The organism is Brevibacillus sp. BD137, assembly GCF_041644655.1.
In the GTDB taxonomy this organism is placed as follows: domain Bacteria; phylum Bacillota; class Bacilli; order Brevibacillales; family Brevibacillaceae; genus Brevibacillus; species Brevibacillus brevis_D.
Genome location: NZ_JAOTNO010000015.1, coordinates 78,098 through 94,606, shown reverse-complemented (window position 1 = coordinate 94,606; position 16,509 = coordinate 78,098). Strand labels below are relative to the sequence as shown.

The window sequence follows — 16,509 nt, the reverse complement described above, 5'->3', positions numbered from 1 at the left end:
AACGATTATCATTCTCATTTCAAGTGATAATATTCTTCGGATACAGTTAAAAGAGATACGCAGGCCGAAATTCGTTCCTCCATCCACACACAAAAAAAAGATGCCGATTCATCAGCATCTTTTTTCTCATGATTAGTCCAACTCTTCCGCATCTACGACGTTGCGACCTTTATCCGCATGTCGCTCGATAGCGAGTTGTACCAGACGATCGATCAACTCGCTGTAGCCCACACCCGCAGCTTGGAAGAGCATTGGATACATGCTAAACGGCGTAAAGCCTGGCATCGTATTCACTTCGTTGATATAGAGTTTGTCGTTTTTCTCATCCCAGAAAAAGTCTACACGGGAAAGGCCAGAACCATCGAGTGCTTGGAATGCCTGCTTGGCTATTTCCGCGATTTGTTCGGATACATGCTCGGGAACGATGGCAGGAATGGAGAGCTCTGTTCCCGCCCCCTTGTACTTGGCTTCATAATCATAAAATTCTTTAGCGGCAATGACTTCCCCAACGACAGATGTCATCAGCTCTTCATTCCCCAAAACGCCAATCTCCAACTCACGGACTTGAACAAACTCTTCTACAATCAATCTGCGGTCGAATTTGGCAGCTACATCTAATGCCTGTTTGAGTTCCTCACGATTTTTCGCTTTATTAATCCCTACGCTGGAGCCCATATTCGCTGGTTTGACGAAACACGGATAGCCGAGTTCGCGCTCGATCCGATCCATGACATCATCCTGGCCTTTTTCCCATTGAGAGCGCAGCAAGCCTACATATTTCACTTGCGGAAGTCCAGCCTGTGCAAAGACCGTCTTCATCATCCATTTATCCATTCCGACAGCGGAAGCCATTACTCCGGTTCCCACGTACGGAATATTCGCCAATTCCAGCAGTCCTTGGATCGTCCCATCTTCTCCAAATGGTCCGTGAACCACAGGGAAAACAACATCCATTTGCTCATTCATGGCAAACAGCGATCCTGACTTGCTTGTTACTGCCAGCTCTTGCCCTGTCTCTGTTGCCTCGTTACTAACTGGTGTTTTTGCCGATAAGCGCAACGCTTCGATCTTATCTGGCAGTTGTCCTGCCAGTGTCTCTCCAGTCACCCAAGAGCCATCCAATTGAACGTACACAGGGGTTACCTCATATTTATTTGCATCTACAGCCTGCATAATGGACATGGCCGTACGCAACGAAACTTCATGCTCTGAGGATTTTCCTCCATAAATAATGCCCAGTCGAATCTTTTGATTTCCCATCTGTGTCATGCTCCTTTCCCCTCCGTACGATACCCGGAGAGTCTACCCAGTTTCTACTCTCTCCTATGCTATGCAAAAGCCCAACATCTGCTCTATTTACCGGGCCGAGCCCGTCATTTAGCATACACAAACCAAACGCCAAAAACAAGAGAAGCAAGTATCACCTGCTCACGTTTTTTCTCATACCATGTAAATAAAATTCCTGTCATGGAGCTATTTTTTGGAGGGATTTCCATGAGAGATTATTTACTGTACTGCACGTACTGCTCTTCTTACACTTTATTGCACAGCTATGATAAGGACAGCGGTTCTTTTTTGGGGGAATATTCCCTGCTGCATAACAACTACACCCGTGACCCAATCGTCTTGAACAAATTTCTCCTCGCCCATCTCGGTCACACCATCCGTACCATTCCCTCTAAGACGGATGACTACCGCCATATCATCTGCAATGCCTCGCATTTTTTGGAGGATGATATTGACAAGTATGTGGAGGAAAGTCAACAGCGGGCTAAATTCAAGGAGCGTGATCGGAAAAGCGAACGGGAAATTGGTCAGGTACAGCTATATCTGGTCGAGCATCTCTTGACCCACGAGCTTCAGAACTTAAGCCAGGCCCGCGCTTCTACCCCCGCCGAAGGACAAGTCTTTTTAGGCAAGGAGCTGGGGTTCAAGGAGGCACTCGATCTCGTCAGGCGTGTTAAAAATGACAAGCAATTGTCATGAGCACTTATTTCTTCATTCGAAATGATTCACATTCTTTGTGCAACTCTTTCCGCTCGTCGCGCGTATAAAAAGAGAGACGATACAAGCGGGGGGAAAGAACATGTTTGAATACAAATTCGTCCGAGTTGAGCTGTCCTCTTTTCGACGCCAACCAAAAGAAGATTATCAGACCGTTGTCCACGAGCACGCCAAGGAAGGCTGGCGTTTGGTGCAAATCTTTGCTCCAAGCATCGGGGGCGATGGTATCGCCAAATACTTCGAATTGATTTTTGAAAAACCAACTTCTTAAATCAGACTAAAAGCCGAAAAGAAAAACAGCGCCGTTTTAATGCGGACGCTGTTTTTCTTTTTCTCTATCGACGATCTCTTACTTCAAAGATGGCAAATTTCAAGTAATGAGCCTCATCAGCCCCACTGATTTGCGGGTGATCCTTACCCGCTCCTCGCCATTCAATCAGGCGCAATATCTTTTTCGCATCGACTGCTGCCTCTTGAATCGTTTGCAAAAACAACTCAGGTGACATATGGTACGAGCAAGACGCGGTAACGAGAAAGCCGCCCTGACGAACGAGCTTCATTCCGTTTAAGTTAATGTCTTTGTAACCGCGGCAAGCGCCTTTCACTGCTCCACGCGATTTCGCGAATGCTGGCGGGTCAAGAATGACTACATCCCAGCTCTTGCCTGCCTCTACATTTTCACGCAAGTAATCAAACGCATTCGCCACCACAAAATCAACACGATGCAAGAAGCCATTGAGTGTAATGTTTCGCTTCGCTGTTTCGATAGCGTGCTCAGAAATATCGAGGGCTGTCACTTTTTTCGCACCGTGCTTGCATGCGTTCAGGGTAAAGGAACCCGTATGTGTAAAGCATTCCAATACCTCAGCGCCATCCCAAAACGGATTTTTGACCACTTTCCCCCGCTTGTCTACAGGCACCTGCTTTGTCTCGCCGTCTACTTCCATGCTCGTCAGGGAAATGCCGTGCTTTTCGCCCCAGCCTTTCATCAATGGCGCGATGGAGGCGCGATTTTCCCGCTGATCATAGAAAAAGCCTGTCTTTTGCCCCTCTACGATATCTACATAGTATTTCAATCCGTTTTCTTCGATCAATACTTCACGCGGACACTCTCCGTACAGGACCTCTTTGCCCTGTGTGAGCCCTTCCAATTCACGGACAGGTACATCATTGCGCAAATAAATACCGGTCGGTGCAAATACCTCTACCAGTGCATCCCGAATCCAATCGATGCGCTTCTCCATCCCCAATGAGAGGACTTGGACAACCAATGTATCCTCGTAGCGATCGACGATGAGTCCAGGCAAAAAGTCAGCTTCCCCGTAAATCACACGGCAAGCCCGTGGGTTGTCCACAAATCTCGTCCGGAATTCTGCCGCTTCCTTGATTTTCCGCAAGAAAAAGTCGTAGTCGATCTCTTCCTTTTGGTCGTAGCTCAAAATGCGTACGATCATTTGTGAAGCTGGATTGATGTAGCCCTTTGCCAAGAAATGTCCTTTGTGATTGGTGACCTCGACGATTTCACCTGGTTCTACATCCCCTTGAATTTCTAATACCTCTGATTGAAAAATCCACGGATGTCCTACTTCTAACCGCTTTTTCCGATGTTGATTCAATAGCACACGTGCCATGCAGCCATTCCTCCTCGTTGTCATGCTTGCCCTAGTACAGGCATAGCGTTATAGTAACTTGCTAAAAATGGACAGGGAGGAACGTATCTTGTGATAGTCTCCATCCTCGCCCCTTTTACCTTTGGGCTCACGTTTTTTCTTTTCGGTATGTATGCCATGCGCTCCGGCTTTCAAAACCTCGCCGGCAAAAAAATGGAAGAATGGATGGGGCGCTTTACTCGCACCCCACTCCATAGCTTCTGGATTGGTCTCTTCGCTACTTTTGTCTTGCAAAGCTCCAGTGCGGTAACCGTCCTGACGATTGGGCTGACGAACGCAGGTATCATCCAGTTCACACAAACCGTTGGCATCATTCTAGGTACCAATCTGGGCACGACCGTGACAACGGAGCTGGTTGCGCTCAAGCTCGAGTCTTTTGCCATCCCCATGCTTCTCATCGGAGTGGCCCTTTGGCTGATGCCGCGCCGAAACATTCGTTGCATTGGTCTTGTCGTCGCCGGCTTCGGGCTGATCTTCCTCGGCATCGATACATTGAAAGTCATGGCGAAGCCTTTGGAGCAGTCTGAGACGTTTCGTTCGCTTTTTCTGGAGAGCAGCCATTCCATCTGGATCGGTTTGATTACCGGGGTCATTTTCACCGCGCTCATTCATAGCGGTTCCGCTACAACCGTGATCACGATGGGCCTGCTCAGTCATCAAATTCTTTCGATGGAAACGGCACTCGCCATCGTATTGGGCGCGAACGTCGGAACTTGCTTTACTGCTGTCATCGCTGCGATTGGCACGAATACGGCATCCAAGCAGGTCGCATGGTGCCATACGCTCTTCAACGTCGCAGGCGCGATTGTTTTTTTACCGTTTCTTTCCCAGCTTGCCCTCGTCAGTGCCTTTTTAACGGATAGTCCTTCTATGCAAATCGCCCATTCACAGACGATCTTCAATCTCGTCTGCTCTCTAGTTGCGCTGCCATTCGTGCCGCAAATAGCCCGGTTTATTCAATGGCTGATCCCTGATAAGCGTCGTCCTACTGACCTCACCTTTAGAAAGAAAATGGTATCAAGTAGATGGAAGTAATGACGCCTGCCACGATCATTGCGACACTGGACGCTGCCGTTTGAACAGGGGAAACGCGGTTCAAGCTAGCCGTACCAATGGCGTGTGCACTCGTACCGATAGCGATCCCGATTGCCCAATCATCAGTGATTTTTCCCCATTTGAGAACAGGACGGGCAATCATGACACCGACCATCCCTGTTAGCGCGGTAAAAAAGGCTGCAAGTGCAGGCTCCCCACCTATGGAACGACTCAGCTCCAACGCAATGGGGGTGGTCACGGATTTGCTGAGCATGCTTTTGTATACGAGCTCATCTGAGCCCAGACACCAATGAACCGCCATAACGACAAAGATCGCAACTGCACAGCCTGCACATACACCAAGCAACACACCGCGCCAAATATGAGCAAATTCCTTGATCTGTTTAGCCAGCGGAATAGCGAGTGCCACCGTTGCAGGACCGAGCCAAAAGGAAATCCACGATCCTCCGGCAGCAAACGTCTCCCAATCTCCGCTAAGTGCCCACCACATGGTCCAGACCAAGATCACAGCCACCAAAAGAGGCTGCAATCGTTGGAATCGAGTGTTGATCATAGTTGCGCCTTTGTACCCTGCTATCGATACCAAAATGGCAAAAAATGGACTAAGCATCCAAAGTCCTCCCCTCTTGCGGCAAGGACGATTCTGATTTTTGTTTATGATGCTTCATATACCATTGCACAACCACGCCAGTCACAAGCATGACCAGCAATGGACCAAGAACCATCGATAGTATGATTGGCAATGGGTTTTGTGTGAATACGTTTAAATAGGAAGCAACCCCAACAATGATCGGTACGAAAAAGAGCAACATGTGTCTAATTAAAAATGTACCCGCTTGTTCCACCCAATCCATTCGTATCCATCCCATACACAGTCCCAGTGTTAATAGCAGCATTCCCACCAGGTTGCCGGGCAGGGGAATATGCAGCCATTTGCTCGCAGCTACGCCTACCCCATAAAAAGCCAACAGGATGACGATTCCTTTAACAAATTTCATTTTGCTAATCTCCTCCCCGCTCCCTATCCTCTCTCTATAGGAACTTCAGCATGCAGGACGGAAAAAGCCCGGCCTTACCTCGGCCAGGCTTTTCTTTCGTATTAGTATCCGCTGCCTGTTGTTTTTGCTCCTGTTACAATGGAAACACCGGAGCTCGTACCGATACGGCTCGCGCCTGCTTCGATCATCGCAACCGCTGTTTCACCGTCACGAACGCCACCAGACGCTTTTACGCCTACATTTGGTCCTACGGTTTTACGCATCAGGGCGATATCTTCAACCGTTGCTCCACCTGTTGAAAATCCTGTGGAGGTTTTTACGTAATCAGCACCAGCCTCGACGGAGAGCTTGCACGCAACTACTTTTTCTTCTTCGGTCAAGAGGCAAGTTTCCAGAATCACTTTCAAGAGAATATCGCCAGCCGCTTGCTTTACAGCAGCGATGTCTTTTTTGACAGTTTCCAGGTCGCCGGATTTCAGGGCACCTACGTTCAGTACCATATCTACCTCAGTCGCACCGTTTGCAATCGCATCGCGGGTTTCGGCTGCTTTGGATTCGATTGTGCTCACTCCCAGAGGGAAACCGATAACCGTGCACACTTTTACATCAGAACCTGCCAAGAGTTCAGCAGAGCGTTTTACCCAATAAGGGTTTACACATACAGACATGAAGTCATGCTCTCTTGCTTCTTGGCACAGCTTGTCAATCATCTCTTGTGTAGCATCAGGCTTCAACAGCGTGTGGTCGATATATTTGTTCATGTTCATAGAACTACACCTCTATCCCTAATTGTTCGAATGCAAGGCGAAAAATGCTGTCATTGTTACGGTATCCCCGTTGCAGTTGCAAATCCCATGCTTCCTTTGCAGAATGCCAATGGACATCATTGATTTCCTCTAGCTGCACGGTGATCTCCGTGTTGTAAGCTTCCACCAAATAATAATGGACTTCTTTGTCGATGGATTCGCCCGTCACTGGATGTGTATACACATAGGTGATCATGTCGAGCTTGGATCCCAATCGTCCGGCTACGCCTGTTTCTTCCAAAACTTCGCGCAGAGCCGTTTCTTCGATGGTCTCGCCCATCTCCTGCTTCCCTTTTGCGAGTGTTACCTTGCCATAGCGGTCTTCAATCAATAGGAGCATGTACTCTGTGTCTTGCTTCTGGTATACAACGCCCCCAGCCGATATCTCCCTCATATAGCTCGCTCCTTCAGGTAAGGCAGCGCCTCTGTTTCCACTACGCGAACAAAAGTCCCTTTGCAGTATTCCGAGCCTGGTTCATCCAGTCTGACCTTGCAAATCTTGCCGATCATGCTCTCATCGCCAGGGAAGACGACGTTCAGGTAGTTGTCCGAATAGCCCATCAGAAGACCGCTATCAGGTGCTTCTTTAAACGGACGCTCTGGAATGACTTCCAGTACATCCCCTACGAATTTCTTGGAGTATGCCAAGGTCAGTTCCTGATTGAGCTCCAGAAGCTTCGCAACGCGCTCGTTCTTTTCCTCTTCAGGAATTTGATCCGTCATACGCGCTGCTGGTGTACCTGTACGCATGGAGTATGGGAATACGTGCATCTCGGCAAAACCGATTTTCTTCATAAACTCGTATCCGTTCCAGAATTGCTCTTCGGTCTCACCCGGGAAGCCTACGATGACGTCTGTCGTAATCGCTGCTCCTGGCAATGCTTCGCGTACTTTGACCATTCTTTCGTAAAACTCAGCAGTCGTATACTTGCGGCGCATGCGCTTCAACACTTCGTCATCGCCCGCTTGCAACGGTACATGCAGATGGCGTACGACACGATCGGAGTTGTTGATAACCTCGATCACTTCATCGGTGATTTGGCTTGCCTCGATCGAACTGATCCGGATGCGCTTGAGGCCTTCCACCTGATGAAGGTCAATCAACAGCTTGGCCAAATTGTAGTCTTCCAAATCTTCGCCGTATCCACCTGTATGAATCCCAGTCAAAACGATTTCCAGGTAGCCCGCTTCCACCAGCTTCTGGGCCTGTTCGACGACGCTCTCTGGTTTGCGGGAACGCATCAGCCCGCGTGCCCAAGGAATAATACAAAACGTACAAAAGTTGTTGCAGCCCTCTTGAATCTTGAGGGAAGCACGTGTGCGATCTGTGAAGTTAGGAACATCCAGCTCTTCGAAGTCGCGAGCTTTCATAATGTTGCCTACTGCATTGATCGGCGTGCGTTCTGCGCGAATTTGATCCACGTACTCGATCAGCTTCTCGCGTCCTTGTGTACCAACTACGATATCTACACCGGGAATTTGCGCAATCTCACTTGGAGAGGTTTGCGCGTAGCAGCCCGTTACGGCTACGATCGCCTCAGGATTCCGGCGAATCGCACGACGAATCACTTGGCGGCTCTTCTTATCTCCCGTATTCGTAACCGTACAAGTATTAATCACGTAAACATCTGCATCTTCTTGTTCAAAGTCGACTCTTTCATAGCCGTCAGCCTTGAACAATTGCCAGATGGCCTCTGTCTCATAGCTGTTTACTTTGCAACCCAATGTATGAAAAGCAACGGTAGACATTGCCATTCCTCCTTTTGTGTGAAAAACGTCTCTCCGTTTTTCATAAAAGTGGATGTGACCGCTTGCGGTCAACGAAATCGGTCATAACCGTTTCGTTCCTGCTCATCCTTTGCGAAGTGATGAAGCCTTTCGTTCAAACTGATAGGAAGCGCAGGCCAAAACGTACTGGCTTGCTGTTTCCGTGCGCAAAATACGCGGGCCGAGGGAAACTGTCAGGAACCCTTTGCTCTCTGCTTGGGCCACTTCCTCAGGAGAGAAGCCTCCCTCCGGTCCAACGAGGACGAGAAGTGAATCACTCGCAGTCATCTCTTCTAACACTTGATGAATCGTGGTACTGCCCTCTTTTTCATAAGCAATTGCGCAATGCGTATACGACTGGCCAGCTTCAAGTATCTCACGAAACGAAACAGGAGATAAAAGTTCTGGCAAAACAGCACGATGAGACTGTTCAGCAGCCTCTTTAACGATTTTGCGCCAACGCTCCAGTTTTTTCGCTTCTTTTTTGGCGTCCAGCTTTACAATGGTTCGCTCAGAAGAAAACGGGAAAAAGGAGTACGCCCCAAGTTCCGTCCCCTTTTGCAAAATCCACTCCAGCTTCTCGCCTTTTGGAAGCCCCTGACCAATTGTGACCCGGATCGGCAGTTCTCGCTCTTCTTGAAGCATTTCCATTACTTCTGCCCGTACTTCCTTGGCAGAAAGATAGACAAGCTTGGCTCGTGCTGACCTGCCCGCTCCATCAGAAACGATGATTTCTTCGCCTTCCCGAGCACGCATTACATTTACGATATGGTGTACGTCGTCTCCGACAATCGTTAGCTCATTCTCAGTAAAGGAATGTGGCTCGACAAAATATCGTTGCATCTCGTCAACCCCACTATTCTATCGTTTTTTTGCTACAATTGCTACCCAGTCATCGATGAAAATGGTTTCCACGATCTCAAGACCTGAAGCCGCCAACGCCGCTTTCACATCCGCTTCACGCGCAGCAATAATACCTGACGAGATAAAGGTCCCACCTGGCTTCAACACGCGGAATACATCGTCGGTGAAACGCACGATGACCTCAGCCAAAATGTTAGCCACGACCACTTCCACCTGCTCCTCGATGCCGTCGAGCAAGTTGTTTTGTCTCACGTTGATATACTCATGCACACCATTCAGTTCGGTATTGGCCTGTGCAGAGCGAACGGCTACTTCATCTAAGTCCATCGCCAGCACATCTTTTGCTCCGAGCTTGATGGCAGCAATACTCAAAATGGCTGTGCCTGTCCCAACATCATACACCTGATCACCTTTTGCCATATACTTCTCGAGTGCACGCAGACAAAGGATGGTCGTCGGATGTGTACCTGTTCCAAATGCCATACCTGGGTCCATTTCGATAATGATCTCATCTGGATGCTTCGGCACGTACTCTTCCCATACTGGCTTGATGGTCATGCGATCGGATACATGAACCGGTTTGTAGTATTTTTTCCAGGCGTGGGCCCATTCATCTTCATGGACATCGTTTACAGCAATCGATGCCTTGCCGATATCCAAACCGTACTCGATCAACTGCGCCAGCTGCTCTTTCAATTCTTCTACAACGTCTAGCAGCTCGCTGCTGTCAACCGGCAGGTATGCTTTAACGAATACGCCCTCGGCCGGAAAATCATCAGGAGAAAGCTGGTAGATTTCGCCAAAGGGGGTATCCCACTCACGATAGAGCACCTCCGGGTCTTCAATTACGACACCATTGGCACCCAATTCATACAAGAGGCTTGACACCGCCTCCGTAGCCTCCGCTGTAGTATGGATACTGATTTCTGACCATTTCACGAATCTACCACTCCCCACATAAGCTCCCAATCGGGCTTTTCATTTAATCGACTTCGCTACATGAAACTTTAGGCAAAAAGCGGACAAAACCGCGACGGATTACTCGCCGCGGAATGCCCGTTTCATTTTTTCGAAAAAGCCTTCGTCTTCTCCTCCGTGCTGTCCTGGCTTTTCTCCAGACAGTTCGGCGAGCTCACGCAACAATTCCTTTTGTTTATCGCTCAGCTTGGTCGGCGTAATAACACGCACTTTCACATGCTGATCACCGCGGCCGTTTCCACGCAAATGCGGAACACCTTTTCCACGCAAGCGGAAGAATGTTTCTGTTTGAGTACCTGCCGGGATCTTCAACTTCACGCGACCGTCGACAGTCGGCACTTCGATCTCATCTCCAAGTGCTGCCTGTGCGTAAGTAAGCGGAACCTCACAGTAAATATCATTTCCTTCACGCTCGAAAAACTCATGGCTCTTCACGCGCAATACGACGTACAAATCCCCAGGAGGTCCACCGTTTGCACCCGGTTCTCCCTCGCCTGTTACGCGCAATTGTGCTCCATCGTCCACACCTGCTGGGATGTTGAGATGAATTTTGCGGCGTACCTTGACACGTCCACTTCCACGGCAAGTTGAACATTTTTCTTTGACAACTTTCCCTTTGCCTTCGCAAGTCGAGCAAACACGACGGTTGACGATTCGGCCGAATGGTGTGTTCGCCACCACTTCTTGCTGTCCTGTACCACTACAAGTCTTACATGTATCGACACCGGAACCAGGCTTCGCGCCAGAACCAAGGCATGTATCGCATTCTGCTTCTTTTGGAATCTCCACGTCGGTTTCTTTTCCAAAAATCGCGTCGATAAAGTCAATGCTGAGGCCAAATTGCAGATCAGATCCTTTGCGAGGCGCATTTGGATTCGCACGTCTGCCGTTGCCACCGAAGAACATATCAAAAATATCTCCGAAGCCGCCCATGCCTGATCCGTCAAAGCCTCCGCCACCGAAGCCCTGATTCGGGTCTTGGTGACCAAAACGGTCATACTGCGCACGCTTTTGTGGCTCGGACAGGATGTCGTACGCATCCTTAACTTCTTTGAACTTTTCTTCCGCGTCAGCCTCTTTATTTACATCCGGATGGTACTGACGTGCTAGTTTGCGATACGCTTTTTTGATTTCATCAGCGTCCGCGTCCTTGGCTACGCCCAGAACCTCGTATAAATCACGTTTCATCTCCTACATCACTCCCATGACAGTCAACTGTTATCATAGCATGTGACAGACTTGAAAAAAAGTCAAAGTCAGCATTCCGTGACTTTGACTTTCATGGGTCACATCGTGGGAAGTGAGGGAAGAAATCTCTCCCCTCACAGTTCCAGCGTGTTACTTTTTATCGTCTACCACTTCGTAGTCAGCATCAACGACATTGTCTTTCTTCGGCTCTGGACCTTCAGCGCCGCCGCCTTGTGCTGCTTGCGCTTGAGCTGCCTGCTCATAGAGCTTCACCGAAATTTGTTGGATGATCTCGGACAGTTCATCTTTCGCTGTCTTGATCTCTTCGAAGTTGCTGCCTTCCAGAGCAGCTTTCACTTTATCTTTCGCAGCGTTAGCGCGATCGATTTCAGCTTGGTCGATCTTGCCTTCTACTTCTTTGAGTGTTTTCTCAGTTGTGAAAACGAGTTGGTCTGCTTCGTTGCGAACTTCTACTTGCTCTTTGCGTTGTTTGTCCGCTTCTGCATTCAACTCAGCATCTTTTACCATGCGATCGATATCATCGTCGGACAGACCAGAGTTAGAAGTGATCGTGATACGTTGCTCTTTCCCTGTACCCAGGTCTTTTGCACGTACGTTTACGATACCGTTCGCGTCAATATCGAAGGATACTTCGATTTGCGGGATGCCGCGTGGCGCTGGCGGGATATCGGACAGGTTGAAGCGTCCGAGCGATTTGTTGTCGCCTGCCATTTGACGCTCCCCTTGGAGAACGTGAATTTCTACAGATGTTTGGTTGTCCGCAGCTGTAGAGAACACTTGGGATTTGCTTGTTGGGATCGTCGTGTTGCGATCAATCAGCTTGGTGAATACGCCACCCAATGTTTCGATACCGAGGGACAGTGGCGTTACGTCGAGAAGAACGACGTCTTTCACGTCACCAGTCAGTACGCCCGCTTGAACAGCCGCGCCCAGTGCTACTACTTCGTCTGGGTTCACACCTTTATGTGGTTCTTTTCCTGTAAATTTCTTGATGGCTTCTTGTACCGCTGGGATACGAGTAGAACCACCAACTAGGATAACGCGATCCAGTTCGCTTGGAGTCAGACCAGCGTCTTTCAGCGCTTGACGAGTTGGGCCCATTGTACGCTCAACCAGCTCAGCAGACAGCTCTTCGAACTTCGCACGAGTCAGGTTCATCTCCAAGTGCTTTGGACCTGTTGCATCTGCTGTAATGAACGGCAGGGAAATGGTCGTAGTCAATACGCCGGAGAGGTCTTTCTTCGCTTTTTCCGCAGCGTCTTTCAAACGTTGTTGAGCCATGCGATCCTTGGACAGGTCGATGCCATGCTCTTTTTTGAATTCGCTCACCAGGTAGTTCATCACAACATCGTCGAAGTCGTCTCCGCCCAGTTTGTTGTCACCGGAAGTTGCTTTTACTTCGAAGAAGCCGTCGGACAATTCGAGAATGGATACGTCAAAGGTACCGCCGCCCAAGTCAAATACGAGAACGGTTTGATCTTCTGTTTTCTCCATACCGTATGCAAGTGCAGCTGCGGTTGGTTCGTTCACGATACGCAGTACTTCCAAGCCAGCAATTTTACCAGCATCTTTTGTCGCTTGGCGTTGGCTGTCATTGAAGTAAGCTGGAACCGTAATCACTGCCTGCGTCACAGATTGACCAAGGTAGGCTTCAGCGTCTGCTTTCAGCTTTTGCAGGATCATAGCAGAGATTTGCTCAGGTGTGTACTGGTTGCCTTCCAGCGTTTCTTTATGGGCGCTACCCATGTGGCGCTTGATGGAGATTACGGTATTGTCTGGATTGGTGATCGCTTGGCGTTTTGCCGCTTCCCCAACGATGCGCTCGCCGTTTTTGAATGCTACTACAGATGGTGTGGTGCGGTTACCTTCCGCATTGGCAATAACGACTGGCTCGCCGCCTTCCATTACTGCTACACAAGAGTTGGTTGTTCCCAAGTCAATTCCGATTACGCGACTCATACAAAATGTCCTCCTAACACTATACGTCTAGTGAATTTTCGTTTTTTGAGATTACTCGTTCACTTGAACCATCGCCGGACGAACGACGCGGTCTTTGAACATATATCCTTTTTGCAGCTCGGCTACCACAACGCCTGATTCAAACTCAGGGTTTTGTGTTTGCATAACCGCCTGGTGGATGTGTGGGTCAAATGGCTTTCCTTGTGCCTCGATTGCAGCCAAGCCTTCTTTATCGAAAACTTGGACCATCTGACGGTATACCATGTTGACACCCTCCAAAAGGGATTCTACTGTCATGGATTCCTTGTCAGCGGCGAGTGCTCGCTCGAAGTTATCGAGGACTGGCAGAAGCTCTTCCACGATTTTCAGTGAAGCGTACTTAGCCAGATCTTCCTGCTCTTTGCGAACACGGCGGCGAAGGTTATCCATGTCAGCCATGGCACGCAGCATGCGGTTTTGGTGATCCTCAGCCTGAGCCTTCCAGTGAGCAGCCTCTTGCTCCCAGTTCATCTCAGTTGCTTCTGCTTGGTCTGCATCCTTTGCTACTTGTTCTTCCTCGAGAGTCGGGTCTTGCGTTACTTTTTCCTCGCTCAACGTCACTACCTCCTGGCGGCTTTTCCAGTCAAAAGACTGTGTTGCCATTCACTCCATTTATTTCTCAAACTGCGAAGTCAGCATGCGCGATAGGCCTTCCGCCAAATGATTGAGTACAGTAATGACCTTGCCGTATTCCATTCGCGTCGGCCCAAGTATCCCCACCATTCCAACTGGCTTGCCTCCAAGCGAATAAGAAGTGGTAATAATACTGCATTGCTTAATCGCGTCTAGCTGGTTTTCCTGTCCGATGCGTACCGTGAGACCATCACCCTGCATGCCGATCACATTCATTAATTGATCGTGCTGCTCTAATAGCTCGAGAATATCCTTGACTTTATCTACGTCCCGGAATTCCGGCTGGTTCATGATCTTGGTCGCACCGCGTAAGTATACTCGTTCTTCTTCTTGTGTCAGCGAATTGTTGAGGAGCTTAAGAATTTCTTCATACTGCTCCGTATGACGTTGCATTTCACCGGAAATCTCTTGATAAAGACGTTGCCGAAGCTGCCATAGTGGCACGTCGGTCAGCTTTGCATTCAACAGATTGACGAGTTTCTCGATTTCCCCGGCTCCTATGCCTTCTGGAAGATCGATCAGCTTGTTCTCCACTCGTCCGGTATGTGTCACAACAATTGCGACAGCCTGTTCAGCATTGAGAGGAACGATTTGAATATGTTTTAACCGATGCTCAAAAATCTCTGGTCCCAAGACAATCGCCGTGTAGTTTGTCAGCTGAGAGAGAATTTGGGCAGTGTACTCTACCACTTGTTCTGCGTGGAGAATACGTTCGGCAAACAACTGTTTTAGTTTACCCAACTCCGTTTCCTCCAAAAGATGAGGCTGAATCAGGTTATCGACGTAGAAGCGGTATCCTTTTGTAGAAGGAACACGTCCCGCCGATGTGTGGGGCTGTTCTAAGTATCCCAGCTCCTCCAAGTCAGACATCTCGTTGCGTATCGTTGCCGAAGAGAATCCGATGTCGTCCCGTTTGGAAATGGTTCGGGAGCCAACAGGTTCGGCAGAATGAATGTAATTATCGACAATCGCATTTAAAATCATTTGTTGACGGTCTGATAACATGGATGTCGCTCGCCTCCTGTTGGATTGTTAGCACTCATGCTTATCGAGTGCTAAATCTATATACTAAGGTATCAATAGTAGAAGGATTTGTCAACGAACTTGAGCTAGTTCTATAGACAAAAAATCTCATTTTTCGCGAGTTTTACTTTTTCCTTAACGAAGAAAGCGTGCAAATACCTCATTTCCTAGCGGAAGCCCCTGTTTCGTTAGCTTCAAAAAGCCGCCCTTTTCTTCCAGCATCCCTTTGGCTACCTCTTCTTCTATTATTGTCCCAAAAACATCATGAACAGTTTCGCCAAAACGGGACGCAAACGCCGAAAGGTCAACTCCTTCTTTCAAACGAAGTCCCAAAATCATTTGTTCCTCCATGGCATCCTCGCGCGGTACCTCGAATTGTTCTACACGCGGCAGCCCTTCCTTGCACTTCTGCAAGTAAATCGCAAGTGGGCCAGCATTCACGTGTCGGTGGCCGCACACATAACCGTGGGCACCTGCACCCAACCCATAATATTCACGATTGAGCCAATAGGTTTTATTATGTTTGCTCTCAAAGCCCGGTTTTGCAAAATTGCTGATTTCATACTGCTTGTACCCATGCCGCTCCATCTCTTCTATTAATACCATGTACATCTCAAGCTCCGTCTCTTCAGACGGCAGTGGCAGCTGATCCTTTTGGTAAAGCGTGTGGAACAGCGTGTTCTCCTCCACCTTGAGACTGTACGCAGAGAAATGAGTGGTACCTAGCCCAAATGCCTTGTCCAATGTCTGACGGAAAATGTCGAGTGTCTGATCCGGCAATCCAAACATCAGGTCGATGCTGAAGTTGTCGAAGCCTACTTTTTTCGCATTATCGATACTGCGGTACACGGCTTCCTGGTCGTGGATTCGTCCCAGTCGTTTTAAGAGCGCGTCGTCAAAGGACTGTACACCAAAGCTCAGCCGATTGACACCCAGCTCACGCATGATCCGCAGCTTTTCCACGTCTGTCGTTCCCGGATTCGCTTCCATCGAGAACTCGATATCATCCGTCCAGTACTTGCCCAATTGCTTTTGTACCATTTCCAAAAACGCGCGCATTTGGGCATGATCGAGAAACGTAGGCGTCCCTCCGCCGACAAAAATCGTTTTCACCTGCTCGATCGGCTGCTGGCTAAAGGTGATCTCCATTTCGCTTTTCAATGCGTCCAAATAATCCCAAATGAGCTGCGGATTGTTCGTCACAAATGAGTTGAAGTCACAGTAGTAACATTTATTCGTACAAAAGGGAATGTGAATGTAAACCGATTGTGGCATCATGTCCCTTTCCCTCCTTATAATGACGACTTTTGGATTACCTTTTTCAATAAAAGTCAAAAAGTCGGCTTTTCAGCACCGAGAAAGTGGGGAGAACCTGAAGAAGGAGGAGCGGAGTGTAGGGGACCTACATGAGCACCGGACTTCGAAGGTGAACGCCACTTTCGACGCCGAATCAACTTTCATTACTACTTCGTGTTCAAAAGCCGACTTTTTGACAACCTCTTT

17 protein-coding genes are annotated in these 16,509 nt (G+C 48.7%); 3 read left to right on the top strand and 14 right to left on the bottom strand.

Annotation, left to right across the window (positions count from 1 at the left end; genetic code table 11):
• Positions 1–132 precede the first annotated feature (132 nt).
• The gene (locus tag ODZ53_RS24970) at positions 133–1,260 is read right to left on the bottom strand and encodes a D-alanine--D-alanine ligase (protein WP_199929267.1); all 1,128 of its coding nucleotides are present in this window, start codon (positions 1,258–1,260) and stop codon (positions 133–135) included.
• A 234-nt stretch (positions 1,261–1,494) separates the two neighbouring features.
• Between ODZ53_RS24970 and ODZ53_RS24965 the strand changes: the two genes are divergently transcribed.
• Together ODZ53_RS24965 and ODZ53_RS24960 are read left to right on the top strand one after the other, a co-directional pair.
• Positions 1,495–1,986 (top strand): hypothetical protein, encoded by a 492-nt coding sequence (locus ODZ53_RS24965; RefSeq protein WP_012685752.1) that lies wholly within the window; start codon positions 1,495–1,497, stop codon positions 1,984–1,986.
• A gap of 100 nt (positions 1,987–2,086) precedes the next feature.
• Complete coding sequence (locus tag ODZ53_RS24960) at positions 2,087–2,275, top strand: DUF4177 domain-containing protein (protein WP_016742618.1); 189 nt, start codon at positions 2,087–2,089, stop codon at positions 2,273–2,275.
• 64 nt (positions 2,276–2,339) lie between these two features.
• Here the strand turns inward: ODZ53_RS24960 and ODZ53_RS24955 are convergent, their stop codons facing one another.
• Positions 2,340–3,635, bottom strand: coding sequence for a class I SAM-dependent rRNA methyltransferase (locus tag ODZ53_RS24955; protein ID WP_188067822.1), 1,296 nt, complete (start codon positions 3,633–3,635; stop codon positions 2,340–2,342).
• Between the two features lie 90 nt (positions 3,636–3,725).
• On the opposite strand from ODZ53_RS24955, the gene ODZ53_RS24950 reads away from it, so the two are divergent.
• Complete coding sequence (locus ODZ53_RS24950) at positions 3,726–4,709, top strand: Na/Pi cotransporter family protein (protein ID WP_012685749.1); 984 nt, start codon at positions 3,726–3,728, stop codon at positions 4,707–4,709.
• Here the strand turns inward: ODZ53_RS24950 and ODZ53_RS24945 are convergent.
• The 12 genes from ODZ53_RS24945 to hemW form a co-directional block, all read right to left on the bottom strand.
• Positions 4,675–5,340 carry an LrgB family protein gene (locus ODZ53_RS24945; RefSeq protein ID WP_372680819.1) on the bottom strand — a complete coding sequence of 222 codons (666 nt, stop codon included), beginning with the start codon at positions 5,338–5,340 and terminating at the stop codon, positions 4,675–4,677. The two genes, ODZ53_RS24950 and ODZ53_RS24945, sit on opposite strands and share 35 nt — an antisense overlap.
• A complete protein-coding gene (locus ODZ53_RS24940) occupies positions 5,333–5,728 on the bottom strand; it encodes a CidA/LrgA family protein (protein ID WP_012685747.1) in 396 nt (131 codons plus the stop codon). Before ODZ53_RS24940 ends, ODZ53_RS24945 begins: the two co-directional genes overlap by 8 nt.
• Positions 5,729–5,829: 101 nt before the next feature.
• Positions 5,830–6,495: a deoxyribose-phosphate aldolase gene (gene deoC / locus ODZ53_RS24935; RefSeq protein ID WP_372680817.1), complete on the bottom strand. Its 666-nt coding sequence runs from the start codon at positions 6,493–6,495 to the stop codon at positions 5,830–5,832.
• 4 nt (positions 6,496–6,499) lie between these two features.
• Complete coding sequence (locus ODZ53_RS24930; protein WP_017247721.1) at positions 6,500–6,928, bottom strand: NUDIX hydrolase; 429 nt, start codon at positions 6,926–6,928, stop codon at positions 6,500–6,502.
• On the bottom strand, positions 6,925–8,283 hold the full coding sequence (mtaB, locus tag ODZ53_RS24925) for a tRNA (N(6)-L-threonylcarbamoyladenosine(37)-C(2))-methylthiotransferase MtaB (RefSeq protein ID WP_012685744.1): 1,359 nt from the start codon (positions 8,281–8,283) through the stop codon (positions 6,925–6,927). Before mtaB ends, ODZ53_RS24930 begins: the two co-directional genes overlap by 4 nt.
• 102 nt (positions 8,284–8,385) lie before the next feature.
• Positions 8,386–9,144, bottom strand: coding sequence for a 16S rRNA (uracil(1498)-N(3))-methyltransferase (locus ODZ53_RS24920; protein ID WP_012685743.1), 759 nt, complete (start codon positions 9,142–9,144; stop codon positions 8,386–8,388).
• Positions 9,145–9,162: 18 nt separating this feature from the next.
• Positions 9,163–10,104, bottom strand: a complete 942-nt coding sequence (gene prmA, locus ODZ53_RS24915; RefSeq protein WP_372680814.1) for a 50S ribosomal protein L11 methyltransferase — start codon at positions 10,102–10,104, stop codon at positions 9,163–9,165.
• A gap of 99 nt (positions 10,105–10,203) precedes the next feature.
• Complete coding sequence (gene dnaJ / locus ODZ53_RS24910; protein ID WP_012685741.1) at positions 10,204–11,331, bottom strand: molecular chaperone DnaJ; 1,128 nt, start codon at positions 11,329–11,331, stop codon at positions 10,204–10,206.
• Between the two features lie 150 nt (positions 11,332–11,481).
• Positions 11,482–13,311 carry a molecular chaperone DnaK gene (gene dnaK / locus ODZ53_RS24905; protein WP_372680811.1) on the bottom strand — a complete coding sequence of 610 codons (1,830 nt, stop codon included), beginning with the start codon at positions 13,309–13,311 and terminating at the stop codon, positions 11,482–11,484.
• Positions 13,312–13,362: 51 nt separating this feature from the next.
• Positions 13,363–13,953: a nucleotide exchange factor GrpE gene (grpE, locus tag ODZ53_RS24900; RefSeq protein ID WP_142495768.1), complete on the bottom strand. Its 591-nt coding sequence runs from the start codon at positions 13,951–13,953 to the stop codon at positions 13,363–13,365.
• Between the two features lie 9 nt (positions 13,954–13,962).
• The gene (hrcA, locus tag ODZ53_RS24895) at positions 13,963–14,988 is read right to left on the bottom strand and encodes a heat-inducible transcriptional repressor HrcA (protein WP_087349484.1); all 1,026 of its coding nucleotides are present in this window, start codon (positions 14,986–14,988) and stop codon (positions 13,963–13,965) included.
• A 153-nt stretch (positions 14,989–15,141) separates the two neighbouring features.
• On the bottom strand, positions 15,142–16,284 hold the full coding sequence (gene hemW, locus ODZ53_RS24890; protein WP_372680809.1) for a radical SAM family heme chaperone HemW: 1,143 nt from the start codon (positions 16,282–16,284) through the stop codon (positions 15,142–15,144).
• Between the last annotated feature and the right edge of the window lie 225 nt (positions 16,285–16,509).

Excerpts from the sequence above, each read along its gene's own strand:
- ODZ53_RS24970 (WP_199929267.1), bottom strand. The coding sequence starts at position 1,260 with ATGGGAAATCAAAAGATTCGACTGGGCATTATTTATGGAGGAAAATCC.
- ODZ53_RS24965 (WP_012685752.1), top strand. The coding sequence starts at position 1,495 with ATGAGAGATTATTTACTGTACTGCACGTACTGCTCTTCTTACACTTTA.
- ODZ53_RS24960 (WP_016742618.1), top strand. The coding sequence starts at position 2,087 with ATGTTTGAATACAAATTCGTCCGAGTTGAGCTGTCCTCTTTTCGACGC.
- ODZ53_RS24955 (WP_188067822.1), bottom strand. The coding sequence starts at position 3,635 with ATGGCACGTGTGCTATTGAATCAACATCGGAAAAAGCGGTTAGAAGTA.
- ODZ53_RS24945 (WP_372680819.1), bottom strand. The coding sequence starts at position 5,340 with ATGCTTAGTCCATTTTTTGCCATTTTGGTATCGATAGCAGGGTACAAA.
- ODZ53_RS24940 (WP_012685747.1), bottom strand. The coding sequence starts at position 5,728 with ATGAAATTTGTTAAAGGAATCGTCATCCTGTTGGCTTTTTATGGGGTA.
- deoC (WP_372680817.1), bottom strand. The coding sequence starts at position 6,495 with ATGAACATGAACAAATATATCGACCACACGCTGTTGAAGCCTGATGCT.
- ODZ53_RS24930 (WP_017247721.1), bottom strand. The coding sequence starts at position 6,928 with ATGAGGGAGATATCGGCTGGGGGCGTTGTATACCAGAAGCAAGACACA.
- mtaB (WP_012685744.1), bottom strand. The coding sequence starts at position 8,283 with ATGTCTACCGTTGCTTTTCATACATTGGGTTGCAAAGTAAACAGCTAT.
- ODZ53_RS24920 (WP_012685743.1), bottom strand. The coding sequence starts at position 9,144 with ATGCAACGATATTTTGTCGAGCCACATTCCTTTACTGAGAATGAGCTA.
- dnaJ (WP_012685741.1), bottom strand. The coding sequence starts at position 11,331 with ATGAAACGTGATTTATACGAGGTTCTGGGCGTAGCCAAGGACGCGGAC.
- dnaK (WP_372680811.1), bottom strand. The coding sequence starts at position 13,311 with ATGAGTCGCGTAATCGGAATTGACTTGGGAACAACCAACTCTTGTGTA.
- grpE (WP_142495768.1), bottom strand. The coding sequence starts at position 13,953 with ATGGCAACACAGTCTTTTGACTGGAAAAGCCGCCAGGAGGTAGTGACG.
- hrcA (WP_087349484.1), bottom strand. The coding sequence starts at position 14,988 with ATGTTATCAGACCGTCAACAAATGATTTTAAATGCGATTGTCGATAAT.
- hemW (WP_372680809.1), bottom strand. The coding sequence starts at position 16,284 with ATGATGCCACAATCGGTTTACATTCACATTCCCTTTTGTACGAATAAA.